14 protein-coding genes and 1 pseudogene are annotated in these 26,236 nt (G+C 39.3%); 6 read left to right on the top strand and 9 right to left on the bottom strand.

Features of this window, described 5'->3' with window-relative positions; all coding sequences use genetic code 11:
- Nucleotides 1-99 precede the first annotated feature (99 nt).
- The 9 genes and pseudogenes from D0T56_RS08495 to D0T56_RS08455 all read right to left on the bottom strand — a co-directional run bounded on the left by D0T56_RS08495 (nucleotide 100) and on the right by D0T56_RS08455 (nucleotide 14,668).
- Nucleotides 100-1,320: a glycoside hydrolase family 105 protein gene (locus D0T56_RS08495; protein ID WP_163319707.1), complete on the bottom strand. Its 1,221-nt coding sequence runs from the start codon at nucleotides 1,318-1,320 to the stop codon at nucleotides 100-102.
- Between the two features lie 7 nt (nucleotides 1,321-1,327).
- Complete coding sequence (locus tag D0T56_RS08490) at nucleotides 1,328-3,781, bottom strand: glycoside hydrolase N-terminal domain-containing protein (protein ID WP_163319706.1); 2,454 nt, start codon at nucleotides 3,779-3,781, stop codon at nucleotides 1,328-1,330.
- Between the two features lie 15 nt (nucleotides 3,782-3,796).
- Nucleotides 3,797-5,200 carry an acetylxylan esterase gene (locus D0T56_RS08485; protein ID WP_163319705.1) on the bottom strand — a complete coding sequence of 468 codons (1,404 nt, stop codon included), beginning with the start codon at nucleotides 5,198-5,200 and terminating at the stop codon, nucleotides 3,797-3,799.
- A 284-nt stretch (nucleotides 5,201-5,484) separates the two neighbouring features.
- Nucleotides 5,485-6,783, bottom strand: a pseudogene (locus D0T56_RS08480) (glycoside hydrolase family 28 protein); the annotation flags it as partial.
- Nucleotides 6,784-6,989: 206 nt separating this feature from the next.
- On the bottom strand, nucleotides 6,990-7,907 hold the full coding sequence (locus D0T56_RS08475) for a dihydrodipicolinate synthase family protein (protein ID WP_163319703.1): 918 nt from the start codon (nucleotides 7,905-7,907) through the stop codon (nucleotides 6,990-6,992).
- Nucleotides 7,908-7,948: 41 nt separating this feature from the next.
- Nucleotides 7,949-9,202, bottom strand: a complete 1,254-nt coding sequence (locus D0T56_RS08470) for an MFS transporter (protein ID WP_255491118.1) — start codon at nucleotides 9,200-9,202, stop codon at nucleotides 7,949-7,951.
- Nucleotides 9,203-9,222: 20 nt separating this feature from the next.
- Complete coding sequence (locus D0T56_RS08465; RefSeq protein WP_163319702.1) at nucleotides 9,223-11,001, bottom strand: L-fucose isomerase; 1,779 nt, start codon at nucleotides 10,999-11,001, stop codon at nucleotides 9,223-9,225.
- A 38-nt stretch (nucleotides 11,002-11,039) separates the two neighbouring features.
- Complete coding sequence (locus D0T56_RS08460; protein ID WP_163319701.1) at nucleotides 11,040-13,652, bottom strand: glycoside hydrolase family 2 TIM barrel-domain containing protein; 2,613 nt, start codon at nucleotides 13,650-13,652, stop codon at nucleotides 11,040-11,042.
- A gap of 32 nt (nucleotides 13,653-13,684) precedes the next feature.
- Complete coding sequence (locus D0T56_RS08455; RefSeq protein ID WP_163319700.1) at nucleotides 13,685-14,668, bottom strand: GntR family transcriptional regulator; 984 nt, start codon at nucleotides 14,666-14,668, stop codon at nucleotides 13,685-13,687.
- Nucleotides 14,669-14,936: 268 nt separating this feature from the next.
- Between D0T56_RS08455 and D0T56_RS08450 the strand changes: the two genes are divergently transcribed.
- The 6 genes from D0T56_RS08450 to D0T56_RS08425 all read left to right on the top strand — a co-directional run bounded on the left by D0T56_RS08450 (nucleotide 14,937) and on the right by D0T56_RS08425 (nucleotide 26,222).
- The gene (locus D0T56_RS08450; RefSeq protein ID WP_163319699.1) at nucleotides 14,937-16,031 is read left to right on the top strand and encodes a T9SS type A sorting domain-containing protein; all 1,095 of its coding nucleotides are present in this window, start codon (nucleotides 14,937-14,939) and stop codon (nucleotides 16,029-16,031) included.
- 46 nt (nucleotides 16,032-16,077) lie between these two features.
- A complete protein-coding gene (locus D0T56_RS08445) occupies nucleotides 16,078-17,664 on the top strand; it encodes a hypothetical protein (protein WP_163319698.1) in 1,587 nt (528 codons plus the stop codon).
- A 72-nt stretch (nucleotides 17,665-17,736) separates the two neighbouring features.
- A complete protein-coding gene (locus D0T56_RS08440; protein ID WP_163319697.1) occupies nucleotides 17,737-21,024 on the top strand; it encodes a TonB-dependent receptor in 3,288 nt (1,095 codons plus the stop codon).
- 13 nt (nucleotides 21,025-21,037) lie between these two features.
- Nucleotides 21,038-22,864 carry a RagB/SusD family nutrient uptake outer membrane protein gene (locus D0T56_RS08435; protein ID WP_163319696.1) on the top strand — a complete coding sequence of 609 codons (1,827 nt, stop codon included), beginning with the start codon at nucleotides 21,038-21,040 and terminating at the stop codon, nucleotides 22,862-22,864.
- Nucleotides 22,865-23,021: 157 nt separating this feature from the next.
- Nucleotides 23,022-24,764 (top strand): T9SS type A sorting domain-containing protein, encoded by a 1,743-nt coding sequence (locus tag D0T56_RS08430; RefSeq protein ID WP_163319695.1) that lies wholly within the window; start codon nucleotides 23,022-23,024, stop codon nucleotides 24,762-24,764.
- Nucleotides 24,765-26,222 (top strand): pectinesterase family protein, encoded by a 1,458-nt coding sequence (locus D0T56_RS08425; protein WP_163319694.1) that lies wholly within the window; start codon nucleotides 24,765-24,767, stop codon nucleotides 26,220-26,222.
- The last annotated feature ends 14 nt before the right edge of the window (nucleotides 26,223-26,236 follow it).

The raw sequence follows: 26,236 nt of genomic DNA, 5'->3' as shown, positions 1-26,236 counted from the left end.
TTATAGTTACGAGTTATGAGTAAACACCCCCTCCTAACCACCCCCAAAAGGAGGAGGAATTTTGAGAATGTAATATTCTTAACTTTTAATTTTTCGTTTTTAATTATTTTCGTTTTTTTCGTGTCCTATTGCTGCCCAAATCATCGGAGCAACCGATTTCGGATCGTTTACGATTACAGGTTCGCTGATATAATATTCGAAAGAACCGTCACGGTAACGAGGCGATCCGCCTAATCCTGCAACAGCGCAACATTTGGTAATGGTGTAAGTACCGTTCTCTTCCAACTGAGTAAATTCTTTGATCAATCCTTCAAAGCCTTTATCGGCAGGAGATTTGAATTCTTCGGCATTGATATATCCTTTATTCATGGCATTGTATAAGAACGCAACGAACATTGCCGAACCTGACGATTCCAAGTAGTTACCTTCTTTATCGCCCATGTTGGTAACTTGATACCATACGCTCGATTTTTCGTCTTGCCATTTTACAATTCCTTTTGCAATTTTGTCTATGATATTGATGATATCTTGTCTTCCACTATGATTTTCGGGTAGATAGTCAAGCACGTCAACAAGTGCCATGGCATACCAGCCGATGCTTCTCGACCAGAAGTTAGGTGACAGTCCTGTTTGGGGATCAGCCCATTTTTGCTCACGACTTTCGTCCCAACCATGATAGAATAATCCTGCTTCGGGGTTGTACGTGTATTTGTCTATCAGTTTGATTTGGTTTACCACATCGTCAAACATTTCAGGCTTGTTGAACTCTTTTGCATACTGAGCCAAGAACGGAGATGCCATGTAGATGCCATCCAACCACATCTGATGAGGATATATCTTTTTGTGCCAGAAGCCGCCTTCCTGGGTGCGTGGGTGTATTGCCATTTGTGCAATTAGCGTATCTATTGCAATTTTATATCGTTCATCTTTTGTGTCGTCATACAGGCGGAAAAGTATCTTACCCGGATTGATATTGTCGATATTAAACTTGTCCATATTATAAGTCTTAATCTGCCCTTCGTGTGTGATAAGGCTATCGGCATAACCTTTGGCATAGTTGTAATATACACTGTCTTGTGTGTGGTCGAACATATCTTGCATGGCTTTTGCCACACATCCATGAGTGTATCCCCAACGGGGCGATTTTGCTTTCTCAATCATCCATGCCTCAGGAAATCGGGTCATTTCAGATTGAGCGAATTTTACAGACCAATTGTCTTCTCCGGTTGGATTTTGCTTTAGTTTTGGGTCGCAAGAACTCATAAATAACAGAGCTGACAGACAACCAAGTATTGATATTTTGATGAAATTCTTTTTCATTTTTTCCTTATTTAATATTGAAACTGTATGATTTTCCTTTTACTGTGTTCAAATCGTATAAATGTGTAGTCTTATCTAAACCTGAATCCGCAACTTTTATAGTTGCTTTGTCCGAAACCAATGGCGTTTTGATTTGAGGGATGGCAAAAAGCGGATTCGGATTTTCTCCTTTAGCTTTTTTTATGCCATTGTCTTTTAATGCTGTTGCTGTTCTGATTCGGCAATTGCCTCCATTCAAGGAAGTAACAGTCAGTTTAGAGAGTTTGCCATCTTTCCATTCTATGTCAAAAACAAATCCGCCACGCGAAACGAGTCCTTTTATGCTGCCGTTTTTCCAAACAGATGGTAGAGCAGGCAAAACATATACAAATCCGTCATGACTTTGCAAAAACATTTCGGCTATACCTGTCGTACAACCAAAGTTACCGTCAATCTGAAATGGTGGATGAGCATCGAACATATTGCTGTATGTTCCGCCTTTTTTCTTTTCGTTGGTCACCAAATCCAGTTGATTGGTCAGGAGTTTGTAGGCGTGATCTCCATCCAGAAGCCTTGCCCACAGGCAAACTTTCCAACCCATCGACCAGCCTGTTGAGGGGTCGCCTCTGTAAATCAGCGAGTTTTTCGCAGCTTCGCACAATTCGGGTGTGCGGAATGGCGATATTTGGTTGCTCGGAAATAGACCATATAGGTGTGATACATGGCGGTGTTTATCTTCGGGAGAATCCCAGTCGTGGAGCCATTCTTGCAATTGATTATGTTGTCCTATCTGCATGGGAGGCAGTTTCTCTCTTTTTGTGCGGAGGGTGTCGCAAAATTCCTTATCGATGCCTAATACTTCGGATGCCGTGATCACATTAGAGAATAAGTCGAATACCAATTGGTTATCAATTGTTGTGCCTGCTGTTATGGTTGCTTTATTACCACTTCCGGCATGCGTATTTTCCGGAGAATTGGAAGGGGAAACGACCAGCCATTTATGAGTAGGTTCTTCGATCAGAAAATCGTTGAAAAACATTGCAGCATCACGAATTACAGGATAGATAGATTTCAAATATTCTTTATCTCCTGTTTGCAGATATCTGTACCAAAGATGCTGGCTTACCCATGCTCCGCCTGTGGGCCACATTCCCGAAGCGGCTCTGTCTACAGGTCCTGTAATGCGCCAGATATCCGTATTGTGATGCAAAACCCATCCACGGCAGTTATACATCAGTTGAGCTGTATGTGTGCCTGTTTCCGCAACTTCTCGAACCATTTGAAACATAGGTTCGTGCATCTCGCTCAGATTTGTTATTTCGGCAGGCCAATAGTTCATTTCTACATTGATGTTGCATGTATATTTACTGTCCCACGACGGCAAATAGCGGTCGTTCCAAATGCCTTGAAGATTGGCGGGTTGTGTGTTTGGCTGCGAACTGCAAATGAGCAAATAACGCCCGAATTGAAAATACATGGCAGCCAATTCGGGGTCGTATGATGTTGCAAATTCTTTGATCCGTGTGTCTGTCGGTTTGTCGGATGCTTCTGTTTTACCCAAGTCGATAGACATTCTGTCCATATATTGACGGAAAAATGCGATATGCTCTTTTCTTGCCGTATCATAATCTTTCCCGAAAGCCTTGTTCATGTATGCTTTGCATTTGGCAGTCTTATCTCCCGAAATATCCTTATAATTGACAAAATTGGTGGCAATGGCTATATATAAAATAGCTTCGTCGGCATTCTCAATTGAAATGATATCATCTGATACAGTGTATGTTCCTCCCGTTACTTTCGGTTTTACCCGTGTTTCCAGCTGAACTTTTCCGCTTTGTTTCTCGTGTGCGGGAGTGATAGCTGTAAACACCAACTCTTCGTCTTCGATATATCGTGACGGCTTTTCCTGTGGAGAAGTAAGGAACACATTACAAGTTATACTTTTAGGTTTATCGGCTGTTAATCTCACAATTATAGCCTGATCGGTGAATGATGTGAACACTTCACGCTTGTATGTCACACCATCTACTTTGTAGCTTACACTTGCCGTTGCGTTACTGATATCCAGATCACGATAATATTCAGAATATTTGTTATGGTTGGGAAACGAAATAAACAAATCGCCCATAGTCTGATAAGGCATACCATGATTTTTAGGCGACATTATTTTTGCAGTGGCAAGGTTTTCTGCTTCTACGTATTTCCCTTCAAAAACCAATTGGCGTACTTTCTCAAGCACACCATCTTCCAACTTATGGGCATTGCTATTGGGCGAGCCTGCCCAGATGGTTTCTTCATTCAGTTGAAGGTGTTCCACGGCAGGAGTCCCAAACACCATTGCCCCCAGACGTCCGTTGCCTAACGGTAAGGCCTGATTCCAATCGAGGGCGGGTTTGTCATACCACAACTTCATGTTGTTTTGCGCTGTCAATTGCAAAGCAAAACAAAACAATGAAATAAATAGTAGTGTCTTTTTTGTCATGGTTATATATCTGTTTTATTCCATTATTCCTACATCTTTCAGCACTTTCAATAGTGCCTCTTTGCCTTTTATGGCATTAGCCGGCAGATTCTCTCCATTTTTGCCAAAAGCATACATTTGATATTCTTCTTCAACGGTTACTTTCGATTCATCAAATTCTCCGTTCTTGTCAAGAAGATTGCTTGTGTTCAGATCGAAATGCTTTGCTACAAACTTATACATTGCCTTACGCTTCGAAAAGTTGTAGTCGTGTCCTTCCGTCGGAAAATGTACATTCTCAATCTGATCTTGTGCATTATAGAATCCGTATGTCCTTTTCAGGAAAGGAAATTCCAATTTAGGAACGGCACTTGTCCAATCTTTTCCGTCGGACAAAACCAATTGAGGCTTAGGCGCAAACATAGCTGTTATCTCCGTATTGTTTGTTCTGTTTCCGCAAAGGTGTGCCGTCATGCCGCTTTCGCACGGACATCCGCCCACAAAATAAGAGGACAACATCACAACGGGTATACTCAACGTGATGCGGTCGTCTATTGCCGAGATCATCATAGTCATGCTGCCACCGCCCGAACCGCCTGTTATCCCTACACGGGTTGCATCTGCTTCTTTCAGTGATAGCAGATAATCAAGAATGCGTAAAGTATTCAACGACTGAATGGTATTTGCTGCACTCAGGCGATGCAATGTGCCGTCAAATTGCAGGAGGCTTTCTCCCCAAGCAAAAATGTCCCAACTTGCCGATACGATTCCCATGCGGGCTTGCATGGCACAACGTTTTTGCTGGTCTTCACGATAACGCCCTTGCCCGAAGTGCCCGTTCGGATTCAGCATAACGGGGCATTTTCCTTTTATTTTTGCAGGTTTGTATATTGATCCTGCCACATAAATGCCCGGAAGGGTTTCTATGGCAAAGTTTTCGACCGTATAGCCGTCGTATTTTCTTTTCGGGGTAAGGATTATTTTAGAATCCGGCTTGGCAGGGAGTGGAGAAAGTTTTAATGCTTTTGGCAAACATTCTTTTATTTCGGCTTTACGCTTCTCCCAGCTTGTTTTGTCTGAATAAAGTGTTTCCAGATAATCGAGGAATTTTTTGCCTTCCTGTTCGTTTGTTCGGGCATACTCAAACTCCTTTATTTTATATTTGCCATTATCCATCACAAATTTGTAATCGAATGGGGCAAGTACGGCGTTCAATGATTCTTCTGCACTCCACGGCTTAATGCGCCAATCGGCATATTTGAGCATTTTTCCGTCAATCAGTTTCTTGTCGTATTTGATTTTTATACCAAACTGCTGTTCAATTTTCATCAAAACATCAATCAACGGGCGAACATACGCGCTGTCTGCCGTTTGTGTATTTTGTGCATATCCAAACACAAATACACAACAGAACGCAATGGAGAGAAGTATCTTTTTCATTTTTCTATAATTTTTGCCGATTTGTTCAAGTTACTGCCTTTTTCGATAGAAGTGGATAATCTTCCGAAATAATTATTTGTCAAGATGATATTATCAGTTTTTTGTCCATCCAGTTTAATGAAAGATTGGCTTCCTTTTTCGGGGAAACATCCTTGAACGAACATGTTGTTTACATCTGAAACCTCCAGTACGGGTTTGTTAGCCAGTGGTTTAGAGATGTACACATTGTTGATGCGAATATTTTCCGACTCACTGATTTTGTATGCCGCTCCAATTTCTGTGCTGACACGCACATTTTCCAGAGTTATGTCTTTAGCTTTGTTGATTTCAAAACCTGTTTTAGCTTCAATATTTATGTCAGAGAACGAAATGTTTGAAATGGGAGCTTCTTCGATGCCTAAAACCGTACAAGCTATATTTACGTCCGAACCTGTCAGTCCTGAGATATGAATATTCCTGAAAACAGGAGTGCGTTCCGAAAAATCTTCGGCGGGAACATTGGAGTAGAATAAGTTGAGGGTAATGGCTTCCTTCGGAATGTTTTTCATTACAATATTGCTCACCCTGATTTCTTCGACAATACCTCCCCGTCCTCGTGTCGATTTCAGGCGTATTCCTCTGTCCGTTCCATCAAACACACAGTTCGAAATGGTTACTTTGCGAACATCTCCCGACATTTCGCTGCCGATAACCACACCGCCGTGTCCGGCTTGCATCACGCAATTTGTAATCGTTATGTTTTCGCAAGGCGTTGCATATTCACGGCCTTGCAGGTCACGACCTGATTTCAATGTAATGCAATCATCGCCAACGGTTATATTGCAGTCGGAAATGATTACATTTTTACACGACGAAGGGTTGATTCCATCCGTATTTGGGGCATCGGGATTGTTGATTGTTACACCGATGACACTGACATTTTCGCAAAATTCGGGGTTTATAGTCCAGAAAGGAGAATTGACGACCGTAACGCCTTCTATTCTGAAATTTTTACATTTGTATGGCTGCATCAATGGCGGGCGAAAAAATCTTTTTCCTAGTGTACGCTTCCAATCCGATTGTTCTTCTATTCTAAAACCGGAGTTTTCTTTCGACCACATTTCCTGATATCCCTGAAGTTCTTTCCTGAAGTTTTCATCTTTATGAGCTCCTTCGATAGTGAAAGTTCCATACCACCACTTTTTGCCGTTTCCGTCAATGGTTCCTTCTCCCTTTATGGTGATATTTTCTTGCTCATAAGCATAAATCATCGGGCAAAAACTTTTCATAACAACACCCTCGTAACGCATTTCTACGAAAGGAGTGTATTCGGAAAGGTCGTCCGAAAACTTGATTGTAGCTCCTGCTTCCAAGTCAAGAGTAATATTGCTTTTCAATACGATAGGGCCTGTCAGATAAATGCCTGCCGGAAAAAAGAGAGTTCCGCCACCATCGGTTGAAAGTTTTTCTATCGCATTTTTTATAATGGCAGTGTTTGAGGTTTTTCCGTCCGGATTTCCTCCAACAGATTTCAGGTTAATTACCTCGGCAAAAGCAAATAAACCATGACAAAGAAGAATGCTTAATAGAAGATATTTTTTCATCAAATGTTTAGAGTTTATATTGAATAAGTAATTGTTTTTTAGTATTATACAAATCATACACGTAGGGGTGAAAAATCTTTCACCCAGATATTCGGGCGTAAGATTTTACGCTCCTACTTTCGGGCAGACCAGAGGCCTGCCCCTACAAACCACCCCCAAAAGGTGGAGTTTATTCCCTCTCTTTTGGAGAGGGTTAGGGAGAGGTGTTACTTTAAAAATTTATCTAAATGTTCAACAACAGCTTTTACTTTTTCCTTTTCAGGATTTTTAAATAAATTGAATGGTTGAGCAAGATGGTCGCTGCAAATACCTTTCAACGAAAGTGCTGTTTTTATTCCTTTGATGTAGCTTGATCCGAATTTTCCGATTCCGAACAATTCGTTACTGATGCAAATCATTTTGTTTTGCAGTTCAATTGTTTTATCAACATCCTTATTTGCCGCCGCATTGTAAAGGTCTACAAATATTCTGGGATAAACGTTTGCACCACCCGAAACGCCACCGTGAGCACCAAGTAAAGCAACAGAAGACATCATTTCTTCCGGACCAACATATAACCCGAATTCAGGTTGGTCTTTAAACATATTCAGCAACTTGCAAAAATATACTCCATTTGCCGAGCTGTCTTTAAGTCCCACAATGTTAGGGTGTTTTGCTAAAACTTCTACCGTTCCCAATTCTATCATCGTTTTGGTATGCGATGGCATGTTATATAAATAGAGTGGGAGAGGGCTTTCATTAGCCAGAAACTCGTAATATTCAATTAGTTCGGGTTGACCCAAAGCAAAATAGTAAGGAGGAGCGCAAACAACTGCACTAGCACCATGTTCTGCTGCAATTTTTGCCAGCTTAATGCTTTCATAGACAGACGTATCTGTAATTCCCACCAACACAGGAACACGACCCTTGGCACAAGCACAGGTTTTGACAACAAGTTCTGTCTTTATTTTCATGCTCAAGTGTTGAGCCTCTCCCGTTGTTCCGAGAACGAAAATTCCACTTACACCACCTTCAATCAGGTGTTCTACAAGGTTTTCTACACCTTTTTCGTCAAGAGTATCGGTGTCAAGAAGAGGCGTAATCATTGGAGGAATAATTCCTCTGGGTGTTTTATATGTGTTCATATTTTTATATTATTTGTTTGATTTAGTTATGCGTTAAAGGTTTAGTTATCATCTGTTTTGTCAATTACTTTTGGTTTTAGAACAACCAGGTTAAGCACAATGGCAATGGCTACCACAATGGTCAGCATAGCAAAGTCTTGCCCCAAGTTTCCTGCATCTATCGATTTTCCGAGGAAACTGGTTATTACTGCTCCGGCAGATATTCCGGCAAGGTTCATTAATCCGTATCCTGTTGCACGATAGCGAGGCGAAACGAATTGACACAAGATAGGCATGCTGTTTACATCAAACATTCCGAATCCCAAACCAAAGCATAATGCCCCTGAGACTATCATCGGCAGATTGTTTCCGAATCCGAGCAGAAATAGGGCAGGAATGGTTAATCCCAAGCCGATGACTCCCGTAAAAATTCGTCCCCGAAGGTTTTTCTGAACCCATTTGTCTGACATAACTCCTCCGATAAGCACCCCAACAAGCGATGCCATAGCTATGGTTATGGTTGCCATTGGTCCGGCGTGTTCCATGTCTATGCCTAAACTGTTCGAGAACAGGGTAGGTAGCCAGTTTTTCGTTGCCCAACCCGGAAGGCTCGGCGCAGAAAAATAGAACAAAATGACCCAGAACGAAATGTTTGTGAACAATACGGTCAAGGCTTTTCCCATCGACGAAAGTTCCATTTTGAAGGACTTCTTCTCACTTTTGTCAATAACATAGGTTTTCTTTTCACGTAAGAACAGGATTAAGACTACGCAATACACTATACCAATCAAACCGAAAGTATGGAAGGTTGCCTGCCAAGTGAATGCTCCGGCAACAACTGCCCCAAAACCACCAAAAGCCTGACCCAGATAAACACCTGTGGTATGAAACCCGACAGCCAGAGAACGTGTCTTACCTTGATGATAATCTGCAATTAATGACAACCCGGCAGGGATATAAAATGCTTCGCTGATCCCCATCACGGCACGTAGTGCATATAGTTCGTTGAACGAGTCGGCATATCCCATGAGCATTGTTACGGCAGACCATGTGAATAAACTTCCTACAATTAGCCATTTTCTGTTCAATCTGTCTGCTATTAATCCCGATATAGGACTCATAAGTGCATATATCCAGAGGAAAATAGCCATTAATCGACCGAAATTTGCAGCAGATACCAACTCCGATACATCTTCCATCATGAAAGGTCGCATCGTGGATAGCATTTGGCGATCCATGTAGTTGAGCAATGCTACAAACCATAGCATTGCCACTACCAACCAAGGATAAGATTTCTTTTCGCTTAAGGTGCTCATAGTAAATTGTTTACTCGTAACTATTTATATAATGGCCCGTATGTTGCGCATGCACGATAGTCAGAACCTTCAATATCCGATCCATAAGCAGCCCAAGCCGACGGACGGAATATCTTATCTTCGTCCACATTGTGCATACATACAGGTATTGAAAGCATTGAAGCCAGAGAAATAAGGTCTGCGCCGATGTGCCCGAAACTTATAGCACCATGATTTGCTCCCCAATAATTCATTACTGAGTATACATCTTTAAAGTGTCCCTTTCCTGTGAGGCGAGGCACAAAGAATGTGCTAGGCCATGTTTTATCGGTGCGTTGATCTATTGCGTTGAAAACTTCTTCGGGGAATGTAGCTGTCACACCCTCTGCTATTTGAAGAACTGGTCCAAGACCTTTCACCAGATTCAGGCGGCACATTGTAACGGGCATTCCTGCTTTCGACAAGAACTTGGAGGAATAGCCTCCTCCCCTGAAATATTCTAATGACGCAGGGCACCATTTAGTTGCTCCCAGCATTTTTTCTACTTCTTGCTCTGTAATATCCCAGAAAGGCTTCATCACCGGATTGCCGTCTTTGTCGGATTGTTGACCTGTTCCATCCAGAGTGCAAGCTCCCGAATTGATTAGGTGTATCGCTCCTTGTGAGAGTATGCCGTCAGGTTTCCAGCCTGTGACACGTTCAATGGACTCAGGACTCCAATATGTTCTAACGTCTGCAAATATCTGAGATCTGTTTGTCAATAATTTGCTGAATAGCATGCTGATACCATTCAAATGGTCGTCTTCTGTGGCAAAGGTGAAAGGCTCACGTATCCCGTTCCAGTCGAACGATGAGTTCAGAATAGCTTCAGAGAAGTCTCCGTTTGGCATGAAGTCGGTCCATTGTCTTTGTCCTTGAAATCCTCCGGCAATAGCATTGTGCCCCATTGCCTCTTCCTTCCAGTCCATACCATCCAATACGGGATTTCCGATCATCAGGTCACGCATGATAAGAGTCATTTTCACCACAAACTCCCAGTCTTTATCCTTTTGCTCACGCGATTTTACTAAGTGTGCAGGATTATGATCTTGAGCTTCGTTAACGGCACAATTTTTCTTCGTCCATTCCAAAGCCTTTTTATATTCTTCTTTGTCGTAAATCTCTAATTGAATACGGCGCAATATTTCAGAGCAATCAACAAATTCGGCACGCATACCCAGATATTCCTGTAAAAATTCGGGGTTGACAATTGAACCAGCAATACCCATCGAAACACTGCCGATTGCCAGATAAGACTTTCCTCTCATTATGGCAACAGCCAATCCGGCTTTAGCAAAACGAAGAAGTTTTTCCTGAACATCTTCGGGGATGCTCATGTCGCCAAGGTCTTGTACGTCACGACCATATATGCCAAATGTAGGCAGTCCTTTTTGAGTATGTGCAGCCAGGGCAGCAGCCAGATAAACAGCTCCCGGACGTTCCGTTCCGTTGAATCCCCAAATAGCTTTCGGGATGAGCGGGTCCATATCAATGGTTTCGGAGCCGTAGCACCAACATGGAGTAACGGACAAGGTTAGTCCGACGTTGTTATTCTTGAATTTTTCGACGCAATTTGCAGCTTCCTTCACACCTCCGATACAAGTGTCGGCGATGATACATTCTACCGGTTCACCATTCGGGTAACGAAGATTTTCGGAATAGAATTTGGCTACATTTTTTGCCATATTCATAGTTGTTTCTTCCAGAGATTCCCTGATTCCCTTTCTCCGTCCGTCAATAATAGGGCGGATTCCTATTTTGGGATATTCATTCTTTTTCATAAGCGTGTGTGTTATATTTTTATAAAAGGTCTGTGACCTTATTTTTTATCAGTGTTTTTTTCTCCGAATTCGGTTTGTTGAAGTTCAACTTCGTTCAGCATTTTTTGCTTTTCTTCCTCTGTCATTTGTCTTTGATAGGAACTGCCAAAAGCAACTGTTTGATTTATTTGTGGTTTTTCCAAATACACTAAAGGATATTTTGACGATGTGCTTTCAAACTCGATAGATGCCGGTGTTGGGGCATGTTCTCCTTCAAACAAAACTCTGGCATTGACCTTTATTTTGCCTGCTTTTAAGGTAGATCTGACCAAAACAGGAGCAGACCCGAACTCTACGGCACGGGGATTTGCGCCTATCCGGTCATTCCCTATTATTTCGCCCTCACCCTCAATCGAGAAAAGGATGTTCTCCTTTGCATATCTTCTTACATTTCCCTCGTCGTCGGTAACTTCACATATCACAGGGATAAAGTCGGAGCCGTTTGCCTCTAACTTCTGACCTGCATTATCAATAGATAATCTCAACTTTGTTGATCTTCTTGAAGGCATTTTCTTTGTGCTACATACAACTTTGCCATCAATCAGTCCTTCGGCAACGAAAGAAACTTTTTGCCATTGCTTCTCCACATACGGATATTTGCGCATATCGTTGAAGTAGTATACATTATTGAAAGTTACAGGAGGATTAGGCATGCCATATTTTTCTCGTGGCACTTTCTGGATAAGTGTATCGGTTTCGTATGCAATCAGGCGAACTTCATCGCAATTGGTGAAAACCGTAACATCAGGACCGGAGAATGGAGATATCTCGTGAGCAATGAATACCATAGGCCCTGTTTCAGCCAATGGATGTTTCAGCTTTGCATCAACCTGACTTTTAAACATATAGTAAGAATATTTCGGCTGACGGAAAGCATCCATCACTCCACCCCAATAAGGGTCTGGGTGATAACCTCTTTGATGATCGAACGGATGCCATTGCGCTCCGCCGATGAATTGACGGCTTTCCGGATACATTTCGTCGTATGCTTTTGCCAGTTGCAGTGCTTGAACAAGGAGAGGCACTTCGCCCCAACTTCTTGAAGCACGGTTGTTTGTGTTGTGTGCATACCAATCGTCTACATTCTCCGCAAATTCACGGGTGAAGATACATTGTTTGAAGTTGCCCACATCTTTTGGCCATCCGTAAACTACTTCGAAGTTTTCGGCTACACCTGCCGAATGGTGGTCTGCAACACAAAATGATCCGGGATATTCTTCATGAGTAATTTGTTGCGCTTTGAGAGTAAAATCGAGCGGAAAACGGGTTTCGTTCAAAATCGGTTCCCACATCAGAACAGAAGGGTGATTCCTATCCCGACGAATCATATTGCGAATATCATCGTACACATATTCTGCAAATTGAGGGTCTTTGTTCCAATATTGCCATCCCGGAGTTGCTACTATGACAAACATCCCAAGTTCGTCGCAAGCATCCATAAACGAAGGATCTTGCGGATAATGAGCTACACGGATGATGCGATAACCTCCATCACGCAACTTCTTTGCGTCTTTCCAGTGCTGACTGTTAGGCATGGCATTGCCCACATACGCAAAGTCTTGGTGGCGATTCCCTCCAATCAATTTGTCGGCAGGTTCTCCGTTCAGCCAGAAACCGTCAACACCTCTGAACTCCGTTTTTCTTATTCCTATGCGAGTAATACCTCCATCCAGCGGCGCTCCATTTTTTGAAACAACTTTTGTTTCTACTTTATACAAATGAGGAGCGTCAGGATACCAGAGGTTAGGGTTATCTAAGGTCGTTTTTTGAATAATTTGTTTCGACTCATTAACTTTCAATTGAACGTTGTTTTTTAAAGTCTTTATAGTCTTACCTGTTTGGTCGGTTATCTTGTTCTCTATCGTGATAGATTGTGTTGTGTTAGACGAATTCTTAACATCTGTCGAAATGCTTAAATCAGCTTTCTTTTTATTGATTTCGCCATATTGCACAAAGATTCCACCTCCGGCAGTTTTATTTTCTTTATTCGGGTCTGTCAAGTGAATTTTTGAAGTTGCGATCATCCACACATCACGATAGATGCCGCCGTGATAGGTGAAGTCGAGCGTAGCTTGCTTTTTTCCGGGAGGAAAGTCCCTGTTGTCCGAATTATCTACCAATACGGCAATCAGGCATTTGTCTCCGGCTTTCACTCCATGTTGAGTCAACTCTATGCTGAAAGGGAGGTAACCCCCGAGATGTTCCGCGACTTTTTCTCCATTCAGGTAGACAACAGATTTGCCCATTGCCGCTTCGAAATAGATGTTGATAAGTTTATCTTTAAGCGATTCATCCACAACAAAATGCTTCCGATACCATGCCGGTCCTTGGTAGTTTCGTCCGCCGCTAGCTTCGGCAGGCACTAGCTGAACAGTATGAGGTGTGGATACAACATCCCATCTTGAGTCGTCAAAATCCAATTTTTCAGCACCTTTTATATCACCTTTCATGAAACGCCAACCCACATTGAAATTGTATACTGTGCGGCCTGAGTTTTCTAAATTATAAAATCCGGCTACAGAGAATTCCGGTTGATAATTCGTGGCATTTATACAGTTATTGATAAAAAGAAAAAAAAATATTGATAGTATGTAAGTAAATAAACGTATCATATTATGATCCTATTTAAATAATGTATATATGTTTATAGTGAACCTCTACAAATTAATTTTGTAGGTATATAAGTTTGAATTTTATTTCTTGTTTTAATGTATTCGGCAGCCAGTTTACCCATTTGACGGAAATCGGTCGAAATCACGGTAATACCGTTTTCTATTACTTCCAACATTGGAGCATCGTTAAAAGTTATCAAGCCAACGTCTTCGCCCAACTTGTAGTTTAACGATCGGCAAAGTTTTACCATCTTTATCATATCGTTATGATTTGCAGTCAGGTAAACCGTTCCGGGAGTTATGTCCGAATATCCGAAGTCGGATTCGATGAACTTATATCTGAAGCCGTTGTCTTCACAAAACTGTATGAAATAGGGTATCGAACTGCTGGGATGTTCCGAGTCGGGTTTTATGATGAAATCTATTTCTTTATATTTTTTCAATTTGCTTAATCCCGAAGTAAGGCAGTCGTACAAAGTTGTATCAAAACCCTGGCAGACATACGAGAATTTGTCTTTCTTGAATTTCCCCAAGTCGACCAATAAAACCTTGCTATTGTCCAATCTGTCCAGAACATCGGAGTAGATGTCATTTGTCAGGTTTGTAATCAGATACAAATCGTAACGTCCGATGCTGTCCAATATCATGTGATTGAACGATCTTTTGTTGTAGTGATGAAAATACAGGTCGAGCTTGTAGTTCAAAGGAAGATTTGCAGTCAACTCCTTGTAAAAGTTATCTTTATACGGGCTGAATATATCGAGTAGGACGAATATATTGTTCACAGTGTTAGACACAAAATATCCTTTTGTGGGAGCAGATTCTATAATTCCTTTTTCCTTTAAATCCTGAAAAGCTTTATATACAGTATCCCGAGCCAACCCATGCTCAGAGCTGATTTTATTGATAGACGGGAGGGCGTCACCTTCCTTATATTCTCCACTCGAAATTGCTGTGCGAATAGCATCGGCCAATTGTCGAACTTTGCTTTTATTGGGGTCGAATTCTAATACCATAGTATTCTTAATAATAGTTATTTTATGTTTCAAGATATTACTTTTGTTGTACTGTCCTGTTCTATCCTGAAAGTACAAAGGAAGTTATTTTTTTTCTAAAAATGGTTTTTTTTAAAACATGTTCTTAAACATTTGATAAAGTTTTTTTGATTAAGTGTTTTTTTGATACTTTTGTTTTGTCAGGACAGCACAGGATAGTGTAGATTCAATTGTAAATCTTTCGTCCTTGCTTGTAGACACTAAAAGTTTAACCATAAAAACATAAATTATGAAAAGAAAATTTACTCAAATTTCTTCCTTTGTTGTTTTTCTGCTTGCTGTTTCAACTAGCGTAAATGCACAGTATCATGGTAACAGTGATTGGTCTGAAAAGCCTGATCATGCGTTGATTTATAGCACAAATTTTCAAGATTGGTATTATGAAGGAGCAACCAGATCGGCATCTGCGGATTGTGGCTCTGGTAGAATAGACAGAGACAATTACGATACTTTTGAAATGAAAGGAAATGTTGATGCTCAGCAAAACATGCCTAATGCTAAAATTACATTTTTTGCAGATTATTGTCAAATTCAGCCAACATGTGATACTCAAAGTGGTCAGCTTTATACTTCTAATCCTGGAGGTGTAGGTTCAGGCGATAACTTGGGTGCCTCTTGGAATAATGTTTCTGTGGGTTGTATGGCAATTTATGATAATTATGATGGAGACCGTCCTAATGAGGCTGGCGTTTCTGGAAATGGAGCAGGTAGTTTTGTTACATCAAAAATAGCAAAACTGGGAGCTATCCAGTATACAACATCTTCTTATGGAAAGTCTAGAGGTTTTCATTTAGAGATAGGTTATTTGCAAGAAGACAATAGTGTTAGATGGGATACTATAAGATACACGCCTAAAGGAGCTGCTTTAAGATATCCGGAAGATATGCAAACTGAAAATATGAACGAGTCGGGTAGAGGTATGGTTTGGCAAGAGAATTTCACTCCAGCTAGAACAAAAAATGTTTTTATCCGCATCAGACCAGTAACACACGAAAGACAAATTGTGAGATTGCATGATTTGAAAATTTATGGTGAGGCAGAAAATTCAGATGGCTCAGATGCTGTGAATCCTAATACGTTGCCTGTTTATAATGAAGGTAGTGGTATTGGAAATTCTTTAGCAGAAGGTGTGAAAATTATAGGAGGAAATGGCTTTTTTACAATTACAGAAGAAGCAGATGTGAATGTATATAATATGTCAGGAAACTCAGTGAAAACAATTACAGCTACAACAGATATAGATCTTTCAGATTTGGCGAACGGCGCTTATATTATAAAAGCGATTACAAAAAGTGGTGTTGTGACAAAACAAGTAATCAAATAAATATTTTAAAGAAAACTAAACATCTAAATACAAAAACACAACTATTATGAAAAAAACTTTATTAGCGTTTACCGCATTATTTGGTATCGCAGTTCTTGCTAATGCTCAGTTCAGGTTTTCAGATGGCGATGCCACAAAATTAGAAAGAGGAGTATCATTGACAACAGACCCGGTTACAGGAGATGTAACAGCTCTTGTTCATTTTAATACAAATAAAACATCAACAGTTGCATCTGGCTCAAGTAAGCAGACTATAAATGGTACCAGAGGTCAGTTGATTAATGTTTATAATGAAAATAGTGCTGTTACATGGCCAAAAGGAAATGAATCAAGATTGAACAATATCAATCAGAACAACAATGTGATAATGGCAGATAGCTTAGGCTGTTTTCTTGATTATTATACAGCTGTAGATAAGCCGGCAATGTCTGCTGACCATGGATTTTGGTATCCGGCAAATGTTTACTTCTTAAAAGATAAGACTTTAGCTGCAGGAGTAACCGATCGGACTACTTTAGCTGAGGCAGACAGGGTATTTGCAATATATCCGGGTATGTATAAGAAATATGGAGCAATGTTTGCTTTTGATCTTAGTGGATTGAGCCCAACTTCAGATATTGAGTTTGAAATGTATACATACGATGATGGCAATACTGGAAAAACGGCAACATACGATTTGTGGATTGGTATTGGAAATAATGCCGGTATTACGAGCAACAATATTGATACAACAAAGATGACAGTGGTGCGGAATGTATATACATCAGGAGAAGCTATGAAAACGGTAAAACTAGCAGAGGCTTTTGGCAAAAATATATCTGAACTTTCAAAGAACAAAGTATATTTTGCAATAACTACTAGTGGAACAGGAGAAGCTATGAATCCAATGAAATACGATCCTATAATTGCTTTTGATAATTTTAAAGTTACTTATTCTGCTCCAACTTGGCTAAATCCGGCTTCTACACTTTGGAATGAAAGAAGTGAATACAGAAATACAGATCCAATAGAAAATGTAGCTGTAAGTGCTGGTGAAAAAGCTGTATTCTATGTAGAGTTGGAAATGAAAAATCGTGTTGTAGATTTAACTGTTGATTTGGATAAATTAGAAGGTGCTAGTCCTGAAACAGCTATGCTTAGAGCTGTAGGAGCTCAAGCATGGGTAGATAATGCATGGGTAGATATTGCAGGTGTTAATGTTACACCGGCCACTCAGTCGGCTACAGATGGAACATGGAGTAAAGAAAGACTTACTATTCCAGCATCTACTAATGTACAAGAGAAGATCAGATTGGTATTGAACCATGAAGTAAAAGCTGCGGATATCAATGGAGCAACATTCGAAAACAGGTTTGAATTGAATAATGGAGTGCGCTTCTACTATGATGTGAATGCTAAACTAAATTTGGCCAGTTCTTCTTTAGTGAGCGAATCGGTAGAAAATATATCAATATATTCGGCTGAAAGTAAAATTTTTGTAAAAAATGCTGCTAACAATGTTACTGTGTATTCTACAGACGGAAAAGCTGTGAGATCGGTATCTAAAGCAGCGGCTGCAAAAGGAATCTCTGTTGAATCTGGAGCATATATTGTATCAACGGGCAAAATGACCGAGAAAGTGATTGTGAAATAATTTAAAATGAACAATAAATCCTCTTACACAGTCTGGTGAGAGGATTTGTTGTTTTACAAACCAAAGAATACTATGAATAAAAAAATTCTTAAGTTTTTATCAGAAAGTATGAACGGATATAAAAAAATGTTTCTGGTTTGTACTTTTTCTGTTTTTTCTGTGAGCTCGTTGGTTGCAGAAACAACTGAAATGGCAACTACTGATATAATGACTCAGCAACAAGCAACAGTAGATATATCGGGAAGTGTTGTAGACAATAAAGGAGAAGCTATAATTGGTGCAACAATTGTTGTGAAAGGAAATGCAAAGATTGGTACTATAACAGACTTTGATGGAAACTTTTCGTTGGGTAATGTGCCATCAAATGCTGTTATCGTTGTTTCATATATTGGTTTCAACACTCAAGAAATAAATGTAAACGGTAAAACCAATTTCGATATTAGATTGAAAGAAAATTCTCAATTGTTAGATGAAGTAGTTATTGGTTATGGTGCCGTAAAAAGAGAAAATCTTTTAGGTGCTGTAAGTAATATAAAAGCTCAAGAAATTGAAGATATTCCGACAGTAAATTTATCCACAGCTCTTGAGGGTAAACTTGCCGGGGTAACAATTGGACAGGCTTCAGGTTCGCCATTGGCTTCTACATCTGTACGGATACGTATACCGGGAACATTTAATGGAACAGAATTTCCTCTCTTTGTAATTGATGGAGTTATATATGAAGATCAAAGCCAGTTTGATTTATTGGATCCTTCTGAAATAGAAAGTATTTCGGTGCTGAAAGACGGACAGGCGGCTGTTTATGGAGTGCGTTCGGCCGGTGGTGTTTTTGTTGTAAAAACAAAACGAGGAGAAAAGGGTAAATTAAAAGTAAACTATGCTGGTTCGTTTGGTGTATCTTCGGCTAAATCTATGCCTAAGATGATGAGTGGTTATCAACATGCTACTACATATAATGATTATATTTTGTCGAAATACAAATATAATAAGGAGGCATATTTAACACAAAAAGATGATAGAATATATTCTGACAGTGAACTGGAACTTATCAAAAGTCGAGATTACAATTGGTTGGACGAAGCATGGAAGACATCAATGCAAACTCGTCACTCTTTGAATTTGAGTGGAGGTTCGGACAGGGCAAGATACTTTGTTGGTGGATCTTATACCTGGCAAGATGGTAACTTTAAAAATTTAAGTGTAAACCAGTATTCAATACGTTCGAATGTTGAAATAGATATAAAGAAAAATTGGAAGTTGAATATGGGACTTTCTGCAAATGGAAAATCGACGAGTATACCATATAATAGGGGAGATAAAGAGCCTGAAAAGATGTCTCAAACATTTGCAACATTATTGCGTACTCCCAGATGGATGCCCTGGTCTATAAATGGTCTTCCTGTTGGACAAAATACGGTAGCCGTCAATCCTATATATTTGTTTAATGAAGCCGGATCTTATAAAAAAGGCAAGTCTGGAAATATTTCGGCTACAGTTGGTACAACATGGGATGTACCTTGGGTAAAAGGTTTGTCGTTGAATGCCAATGCAAACTATAATAGATCTAATGGATATGGTGTCACTTATGATAGAAAATATGAATTGTATACATTTAAATCAGATTCAGGTTCTTCATCTATAATTGGTGATAATCCGGTTGTAGACCCAGACAAGACTGCAGAAGTGACAAAGGGCAGTTATTCCAGCAATTCGTCATGGAGTGAATCATGGCAGGTAAATGCCAGTGCTAATTATGCAAGAAAATTTGGAGAGCATGATTTGAAAGCTATGCTTGTGTATGAAATAGCAGGAAACACAGGTCTGAATATATCTGGAAATATAGACGGGTATTCTTTAGCAATAGAAAGTACAGACGGTTTTAATATGGATGGAAGTTCTCATCCAACTTATTCATCTAAGCCTTCAACACCCGGACGTCGTATGTCTTATATTGGTCGTCTGAATTATGGATTTATGGATAAATATTTGCTAGAAGCTACTTTTCGTTATGAGGCTTCTACAAAATTTGCAAAAAAAGACAGATGGGGTTTCTTCCCATCCATTGGGGTGGGATGGCGTATTTCGGAAGAGCCGTTCTTTGCGAAGAATGTAAACCCGGATGTATTTGATAATCTGAAGATGAGATTCAATTGGGCAACGCTAGGTAATGATTATGGATCACCTCTATCATGGGTAACAACCTATGCAGCTTCTGGTACCAGTAGTCCGTATTTAGGAGGGTCTAATATTCTTGGGACAGTGGTTCCTAATAATCAGGGTTTACCCTATGCGGGTATTACTTGGGAAACGACATCGGCTTACAACGGAGGATTTGATATGCGTTTTCTGAAAAAACTGACAGTTTCTATAGATGGTTTCTATAGACACACAACAGATATCCTTCAAGTAAGAGGAAATTCATTATCTTATGTAACCGGAGTTAACAAAACATCAGGAGCTTCAACTAGTATGCCTAAAGAAAATTATGGTATTCAAAACTCATGGGGTGGTGAAATAGAGGTTGGATATAGTGGTGATATAAATAAAGATATGGGATATTCTGTAAAAGGAAATTTTGGATGGGCTACATCTAAAGTAATCCGTAAATATCAGAATCCCGAACTTAAAGGAACTTGGAAAGATGATGAAGGACGAATTGGAGGAGGAGAATCGGGGTATGTTTGTACAGGCATTTTGACCCAAGAAGATGTAGATCGTATTCTTGCCGAAAATCCTAATTATACGATTTTTGAAAAGGTTCCTGAAGCTGGTATGTTAAATTTTAAAGATGTAGGAGGTGAAAATTATTCTAATACACCGGATGGAAAAATTTCAACAGATGATGAGCGTATTATATCTAAATATGATACACCTCCGTTCCATTATGGATTTTCATTAGGCTTTAAATGGAAAGATCTAAGTGTTGATGGTACATTTAGCGGTTCATTCGGAAATGATGTATTCTATGATAAAGCTGTTTATGCAGAAGGTTCGGGTAGTCGTTCAGGATTTAAGTGGATTGACGAGAAAACCAGTCAATTAGCAATGTGGAAAAACTATTGGACTCCTGAAAATACGAATGCAAAATATGCCAGACTTTATAATGGTCATATGGATAAGAGGTCGACATTCTGGATGAAAGACGGTCATACGTTGAGAATGACAGCTTTGAATATCACATATAATATGCCGGCTAGTCTTTGTGCTAAAATAGGTGTGCCTGCATTACGTGTATATTTTTCAGGAACCAACTTATGGACTATCATTAACCCATACGAATATATGGAACCAAATTTATCAAGCTGGATGGACTATCCGATGATGCGTACATTTAATTTTGGTGTTAATCTAACCCTTTAATACAGAGTAGAAAATGAAAAAATATATTTTATTGTTAACAGTAGTTTTGTTTTCTTTTTCATCGTGTGATGATTTCTTCGATGTAAAAGACTCGTCTACAATAAACCCTGAAATATGGGATGATTATGCTTCTGCAACATATTTTGTGAATACCTTGTATGGAGAGATGGTCATAACTCAGAATTTTGCCGGAGGTTCTACTCCTTTTGGCTTGCATGCTGGTTATACAGAAGAAACTGTTGGATCTAATAAATATCTGAACGGAGAATATGAAGTTGGAGATAACATGGGAACATTTACTCCTGAAGCATACGGAAAAATCCGTAGGATAAATATGGTGATAGAGAATATGAATGGAAGTGCAATGTCTGAAGATAATCAGAACAAGATATTAGGGCAGGCATATTTTTTTAGAGCTTGGACACATTGGACTATAATTCAGGTTCACGGTGGTGTACCTTATGTTAAGAGAACTATAAATCCATACGTAGATGGAGGTGAGAAGATAGATCCTCCTCGCGACAAAACTTCAGATTGTATAAAATATCTTTGTGAAGATTTGGATGAAGCTATAAATAGACTTCCTGCAAAATGGGACACAGAAGATTATGCCAGAATAACACGAGCAGCAGCTGCTGCTTTGAAAGGGCGTATCCTTTTACATTATGCAAGTCCAATGTTTAATCCAAGCAACGATGTTTCGAGATGGAATGATGCGTATGAAGCTAATAAAAAAGCAAAAGAAATATGTGATGCTGATGGTTATGGATTCTATAAAGGTGAATTAAAGGGCATGTTTTTAGCAGAAGGAAAAAGTAATCCGGAGGCAATATTTGTAAAAGCTTATAATTCTTCATTAAGTAGTACCTATTATCACAGTTGGTGTAATTCTGTGAGACCATTTGTTGGAGGTATTGGAGGTGCTGATGGTGGAGGAACAACAGCGAATCCAACATGGAATTTAGTTAGTGCATTTCCAATGAGCAACGGTCTTGCCATAAACGAATCAGGATCGGGGTACAGTCAAGATCATTATTGGGTAAACAGAGATCCTCGGTTTTATGCAACAATTGGTTACAATGGCTGTGATTGGCCTATACCGGGAATGTCTGCAGGTGGACAGTCTTTGACAAAAATATGGACTTATGTAGAGAGTGATACTGAGGAAGTTAACTATACAAGAACAGGCTTTTACTGTCGAAAGATGACCGATGATAATATTGCTGCAACAGACTCAAAGATGTGTGGTACCGATTGGATGGAAATAAGATATACTGAAGTGATAATGAACTTAGCGGAGGCAGCAAATGAATTCGGAAAACAAGATGAAGCATTGGATTTGTTAGCTCAGGTAAGAGATCGCGCGGGTATTGTTAAAGGTAGTGGAAGTTATGGTTACGGGTTGAAGGATTCTTATTCAACATTAAATCTGAGAGAGCTTATTTTGAATGAACGCCTTATTGAGTTTGCTTTCGAAAATAAGAGATTTTGGGATATGAGACGTTGGTTGATGTATCGTAATGATTTAGGAAATACTCCGAAATTGAATGGTTCAAAAAGAAAAAGAATTGATACAATGATGCTTGATGATCGCAATTCAAATATTGAGAAACTAATAGCTATAAGAGGAACTCTGGATATTACAAAAAATCCATCTCAATCGGATAGTTGGTTCTTTTTCGATATATCGGACTACACTAATGATAGGTTATATCCAATAGATGTACCTGAAAAATATGACTTCATTGCCATACCTAAACAGATAATTGAGCGCTCTGCAAATATAAAGCAAACAAAAGGCTGGACGGCTGATGCGGATGTGTTTGATCCTTATGAATAATATCATATAGATAATTAAAATAGCTTTTAGAAGATTATCCATTAAATGATTGAGTGCATTTAATGGATATCTTCTAACTTTAAATAAACAGAAAAGTATGAAAAAGTTATATTCTTTATTGTGTTTTGTGTTTTCTTTTTTACTGTTTACTAGTATTATGAATGCACAAACTTTGGCATTTCCTTCGGCAAAAGGATATGGTAAATATGCGACAGGTGGTCGTGGAGGTGTAGTTGTTGCTGTAACAAATTTGAAGGATTATATTCCCGGTGTAGAAGATCCTATAGAAGGAAGTTTCCGGTGGGCATTTACTCAAGGAAAAGATTCAACAAAAAACAAATGGGGCACATGGGTTTATTCATGGAAACCTCTTACTGTTGTTTTTAAAGTAGGTGGTGTAATTGATCTTAAAGCAGATTTTTCTTTAAATCGTAGTAATGTTACTATTGCAGGACAAACAGCCTTAGGTGATGGTATTTGTTTTAAAAACTATACAATAAAATTGGGCGGAAATAGAAATGGTATTATTCGTTATCTTAGGTCTAGGCCAGGCGATGTTACAGGAGAAGAAACATCTGGCATGCGTTGGGAAAATGGAGGTAATTTTATTATTGATCACTGTTCGTTAAGTTGGGCTATTGAAGAAACAACACATTTTTCTAGTGCTGATAATTTTACCGTACAGTGGTGTATTGTAAGCGAAGGATTGTATAACTCGATTCATAAGAAAGGTCCTCGTGGTTATGGAACACAATGGGGAGGACAATATTCAACATATCATCATAACTTGTTAGCTCATCATCAATCACGTAGTCCAAGAATAAACGGAGCAAATAAGGATGATATTGAGTCTTTAGTTGACTTTAGAAATAATGTTAATTTCAACTGGGGATCTTCCGGCGCTTGTTATGGAGGAGAGTGGGAAGTTCCTGGAGGTAAAGGTTTTGCTCATACTAATTTTGTTAATAATTACTATCAAAAAGGACCAGGAACAGCAAGCTCTTTGTATTTTGCCTCTCCATCCTACCATCGGCAAAATGTTACTCCTGCCGGATACGGAAAATGGTATTTTGACGGAAATGTAATGGAAGGTGATTCAGAAAAAACAGCTGATAACTGGAAAGGTGTTAATACAGGAACTGTAGGAGGAAAAGACAACATATATTCTGCAATAGAATTTGTTCAATCAGATGGTATATTGGAAGATCATAGCTCTTATACAGAGACTGCAATAAATGCTTATGAATCTATTTTAGACAAAGCAGGAGCAATATACCCAAAACGTGATGGTCATGATGAACGGCTTATTCGAGAGATGAAAGGCGAAATACCTATTTTGCGTTCAGTTTATAACAAGGAAGACTTTACAAGTCCGGCAAGAGGTGTAAACTCAGGCATTATTGATACTCCATGGAATTTAAAACCGGCTAATGCCGGAGATGATTGGGATCCTTGGTATAGTTATTATACAACAGTTGATTATTCTCAAGCTCCTCAAGATTCAGACCATGATGGTATGCCGGACGAATGGGAACAGGCTAACGGTCTTGACCCGAATGACCCGGAAGATCGTAATTTGGTGACAGAGGAAGGATATACTGCACTGGAAGTTTATTTGTGTTCGTTGGTTGACGAAAAAATCGACCCGATTTTTAAATCATCGATAGAAGATATTAAAAATAACGTGGAGATTAAAATTTCAGTCAATAAAGATAAACTATCTGTTTTGTCAGACTCGTCTGTAAAAAATATTAAAATATTCGACACCGTAGGTCAACAAGTTGTAAATGCGATGAATACTGATTCTGTGGATATATCGAATCTTACAAATGGAATATACATTGTGGAGGCGATAGTGGCAAACAATCAAAAACAGATATTAAAATTCAACAAATACTAAATGAAACGTTTATTATTCATAATATCAGTACAAATGCTTGGGCTGGCAAATTTGTCGGCTCAGGTGTTTGACTACGTGGTAGCAAAAGACAATTCGGGCGATTTTCAGACTGTGCAAGAAGCCATAAACGCATGTCCTGATAATGAGCGAAAAGTGATTTTTGTTAAAGCAGGCAAATATGAGGAGAAAGTGATGATTGGTTCCCACTCAAAAGCATCAAATAAGTTGTTGTCTATAATTGGTGAAGATCCTGAAAAAGTAATTATAACTTGGGACGATTATAACAAAAAGACTATAATTTACGATGGAAAGCAAGTTACTTCGGGAACTCCTCAATCCGCAACATTCACTGTAAATGCAGTTGATTTTTATGCTGAAAACCTAACCATAGAAAATTCGTACTCAAAAGCGCAGGCTGTGGCTCTATATAATGTTGGAGACAGGCAAACTTTCAAAAATTGTAGGTTGATAGGATATCAGGATACGCATTATTTGAAGAAGACCAAGAGGTCTTATTTCTACGACTGCTACATCGAGGGTGGTACAGATTATATCTGTGCCGGAGGTACTGCCATCTTTGATAATTGTCAGTTGCATAGCGTGAGAAATGGATCTTATATAACTGCCCCTGAAGATATTTCGGCTATGGCTTTTGGTGATGATAAAGTATATTTCTATGGATTTATATTCAGAAATTGTTTATTAACAACGGAGGCCGGATATGAAGTGTTTCTGGGAAGACCTTGGCAAGGAAAATCGTCTTCTGTTTTTCTTTCTTGCAAAATGGACGGTGTGAAAAGCGCAGGTTGGTCTACATGGGATGGAAACAATCATTTAACGTCGTTCTTTGCAGAATATAATAGTACGGATCGTGATGGAAATCCGATAGATGTTGCAAATCGTGTAGAGTGGAGCCATCAACTAACAAAGCAAGAGGTAGATACATATTACACTAACGAAAAAATATATTCATTTACTACCGGAGATTATGATCCGTTCTCGCTGGTCAAATCGCCAAAGAATCCAACTAGCGTAACTCTTTCGTCGGGAACTCTATCCTGGACAGAAGTTGCCGGAGCTAAAGGATATATTGTTTATAAGAATGATCAAATAATAGGCTTGACAGAAGCTACATCGTTTGTTGTTGATTCGAACGACAAAGATGTTTTCACCATCAAAATTGTTGGCGCACACGGTAATTTAAGTAATAAAATAGCAGAAGGAGAGTATTCTTCAATCGCAAATAAAAACACATCTGAAAGAGCAATATATTTCAGAAACGGAACATTATTCGTACCCGAAAATAAAAAAACAGATCTCTATACTTTAACAGGAGCATTGATAAGTAGAACTTATGGCGAAACAGGGATTAATTTGTCAGAAACAAAAACAGGTGTTTGTATCGTTAGAGTTGAAATAGAGAATGGAAATATAATAACTGTAAAAGTAGTTCTCTAAGGAACGTTAATCAA

Source organism: Dysgonomonas sp. 520 (assembly GCF_010501095.1).
Lineage (GTDB): Bacteria > Bacteroidota > Bacteroidia > Bacteroidales > Dysgonomonadaceae > QVMP01.
Note: the sequence above shows the minus strand (reverse complement) of the source record. Positions and strands in the feature narration are given on the sequence as shown.

Excerpts from the sequence above, each read along its gene's own strand:
- D0T56_RS08495 (WP_163319707.1), bottom strand. The coding sequence starts at position 1,320 with ATGAAAAAGAATTTCATCAAAATATCAATACTTGGTTGTCTGTCAGCT.
- D0T56_RS08460 (WP_163319701.1), bottom strand. The coding sequence starts at position 13,652 with ATGATACGTTTATTTACTTACATACTATCAATATTTTTTTTTCTTTTT.
- D0T56_RS08475 (WP_163319703.1), bottom strand. The coding sequence starts at position 7,907 with ATGAACACATATAAAACACCCAGAGGAATTATTCCTCCAATGATTACG.
- D0T56_RS08445 (WP_163319698.1), top strand. The coding sequence starts at position 16,078 with ATGAAAAAAACTTTATTAGCGTTTACCGCATTATTTGGTATCGCAGTT.
- D0T56_RS08455 (WP_163319700.1), bottom strand. The coding sequence starts at position 14,668 with ATGGTATTAGAATTCGACCCCAATAAAAGCAAAGTTCGACAATTGGCC.
- D0T56_RS08425 (WP_163319694.1), top strand. The coding sequence starts at position 24,765 with ATGAAACGTTTATTATTCATAATATCAGTACAAATGCTTGGGCTGGCA.
- D0T56_RS08490 (WP_163319706.1), bottom strand. The coding sequence starts at position 3,781 with ATGACAAAAAAGACACTACTATTTATTTCATTGTTTTGTTTTGCTTTG.
- D0T56_RS08485 (WP_163319705.1), bottom strand. The coding sequence starts at position 5,200 with ATGAAAAAGATACTTCTCTCCATTGCGTTCTGTTGTGTATTTGTGTTT.
- D0T56_RS08440 (WP_163319697.1), top strand. The coding sequence starts at position 17,737 with ATGAATAAAAAAATTCTTAAGTTTTTATCAGAAAGTATGAACGGATAT.
- D0T56_RS08465 (WP_163319702.1), bottom strand. The coding sequence starts at position 11,001 with ATGAAAAAGAATGAATATCCCAAAATAGGAATCCGCCCTATTATTGAC.
- D0T56_RS08450 (WP_163319699.1), top strand. The coding sequence starts at position 14,937 with ATGAAAAGAAAATTTACTCAAATTTCTTCCTTTGTTGTTTTTCTGCTT.
- D0T56_RS08470 (WP_255491118.1), bottom strand. The coding sequence starts at position 9,202 with ATGAGCACCTTAAGCGAAAAGAAATCTTATCCTTGGTTGGTAGTGGCA.
- D0T56_RS08430 (WP_163319695.1), top strand. The coding sequence starts at position 23,022 with ATGAATGCACAAACTTTGGCATTTCCTTCGGCAAAAGGATATGGTAAA.
- D0T56_RS08435 (WP_163319696.1), top strand. The coding sequence starts at position 21,038 with ATGAAAAAATATATTTTATTGTTAACAGTAGTTTTGTTTTCTTTTTCA.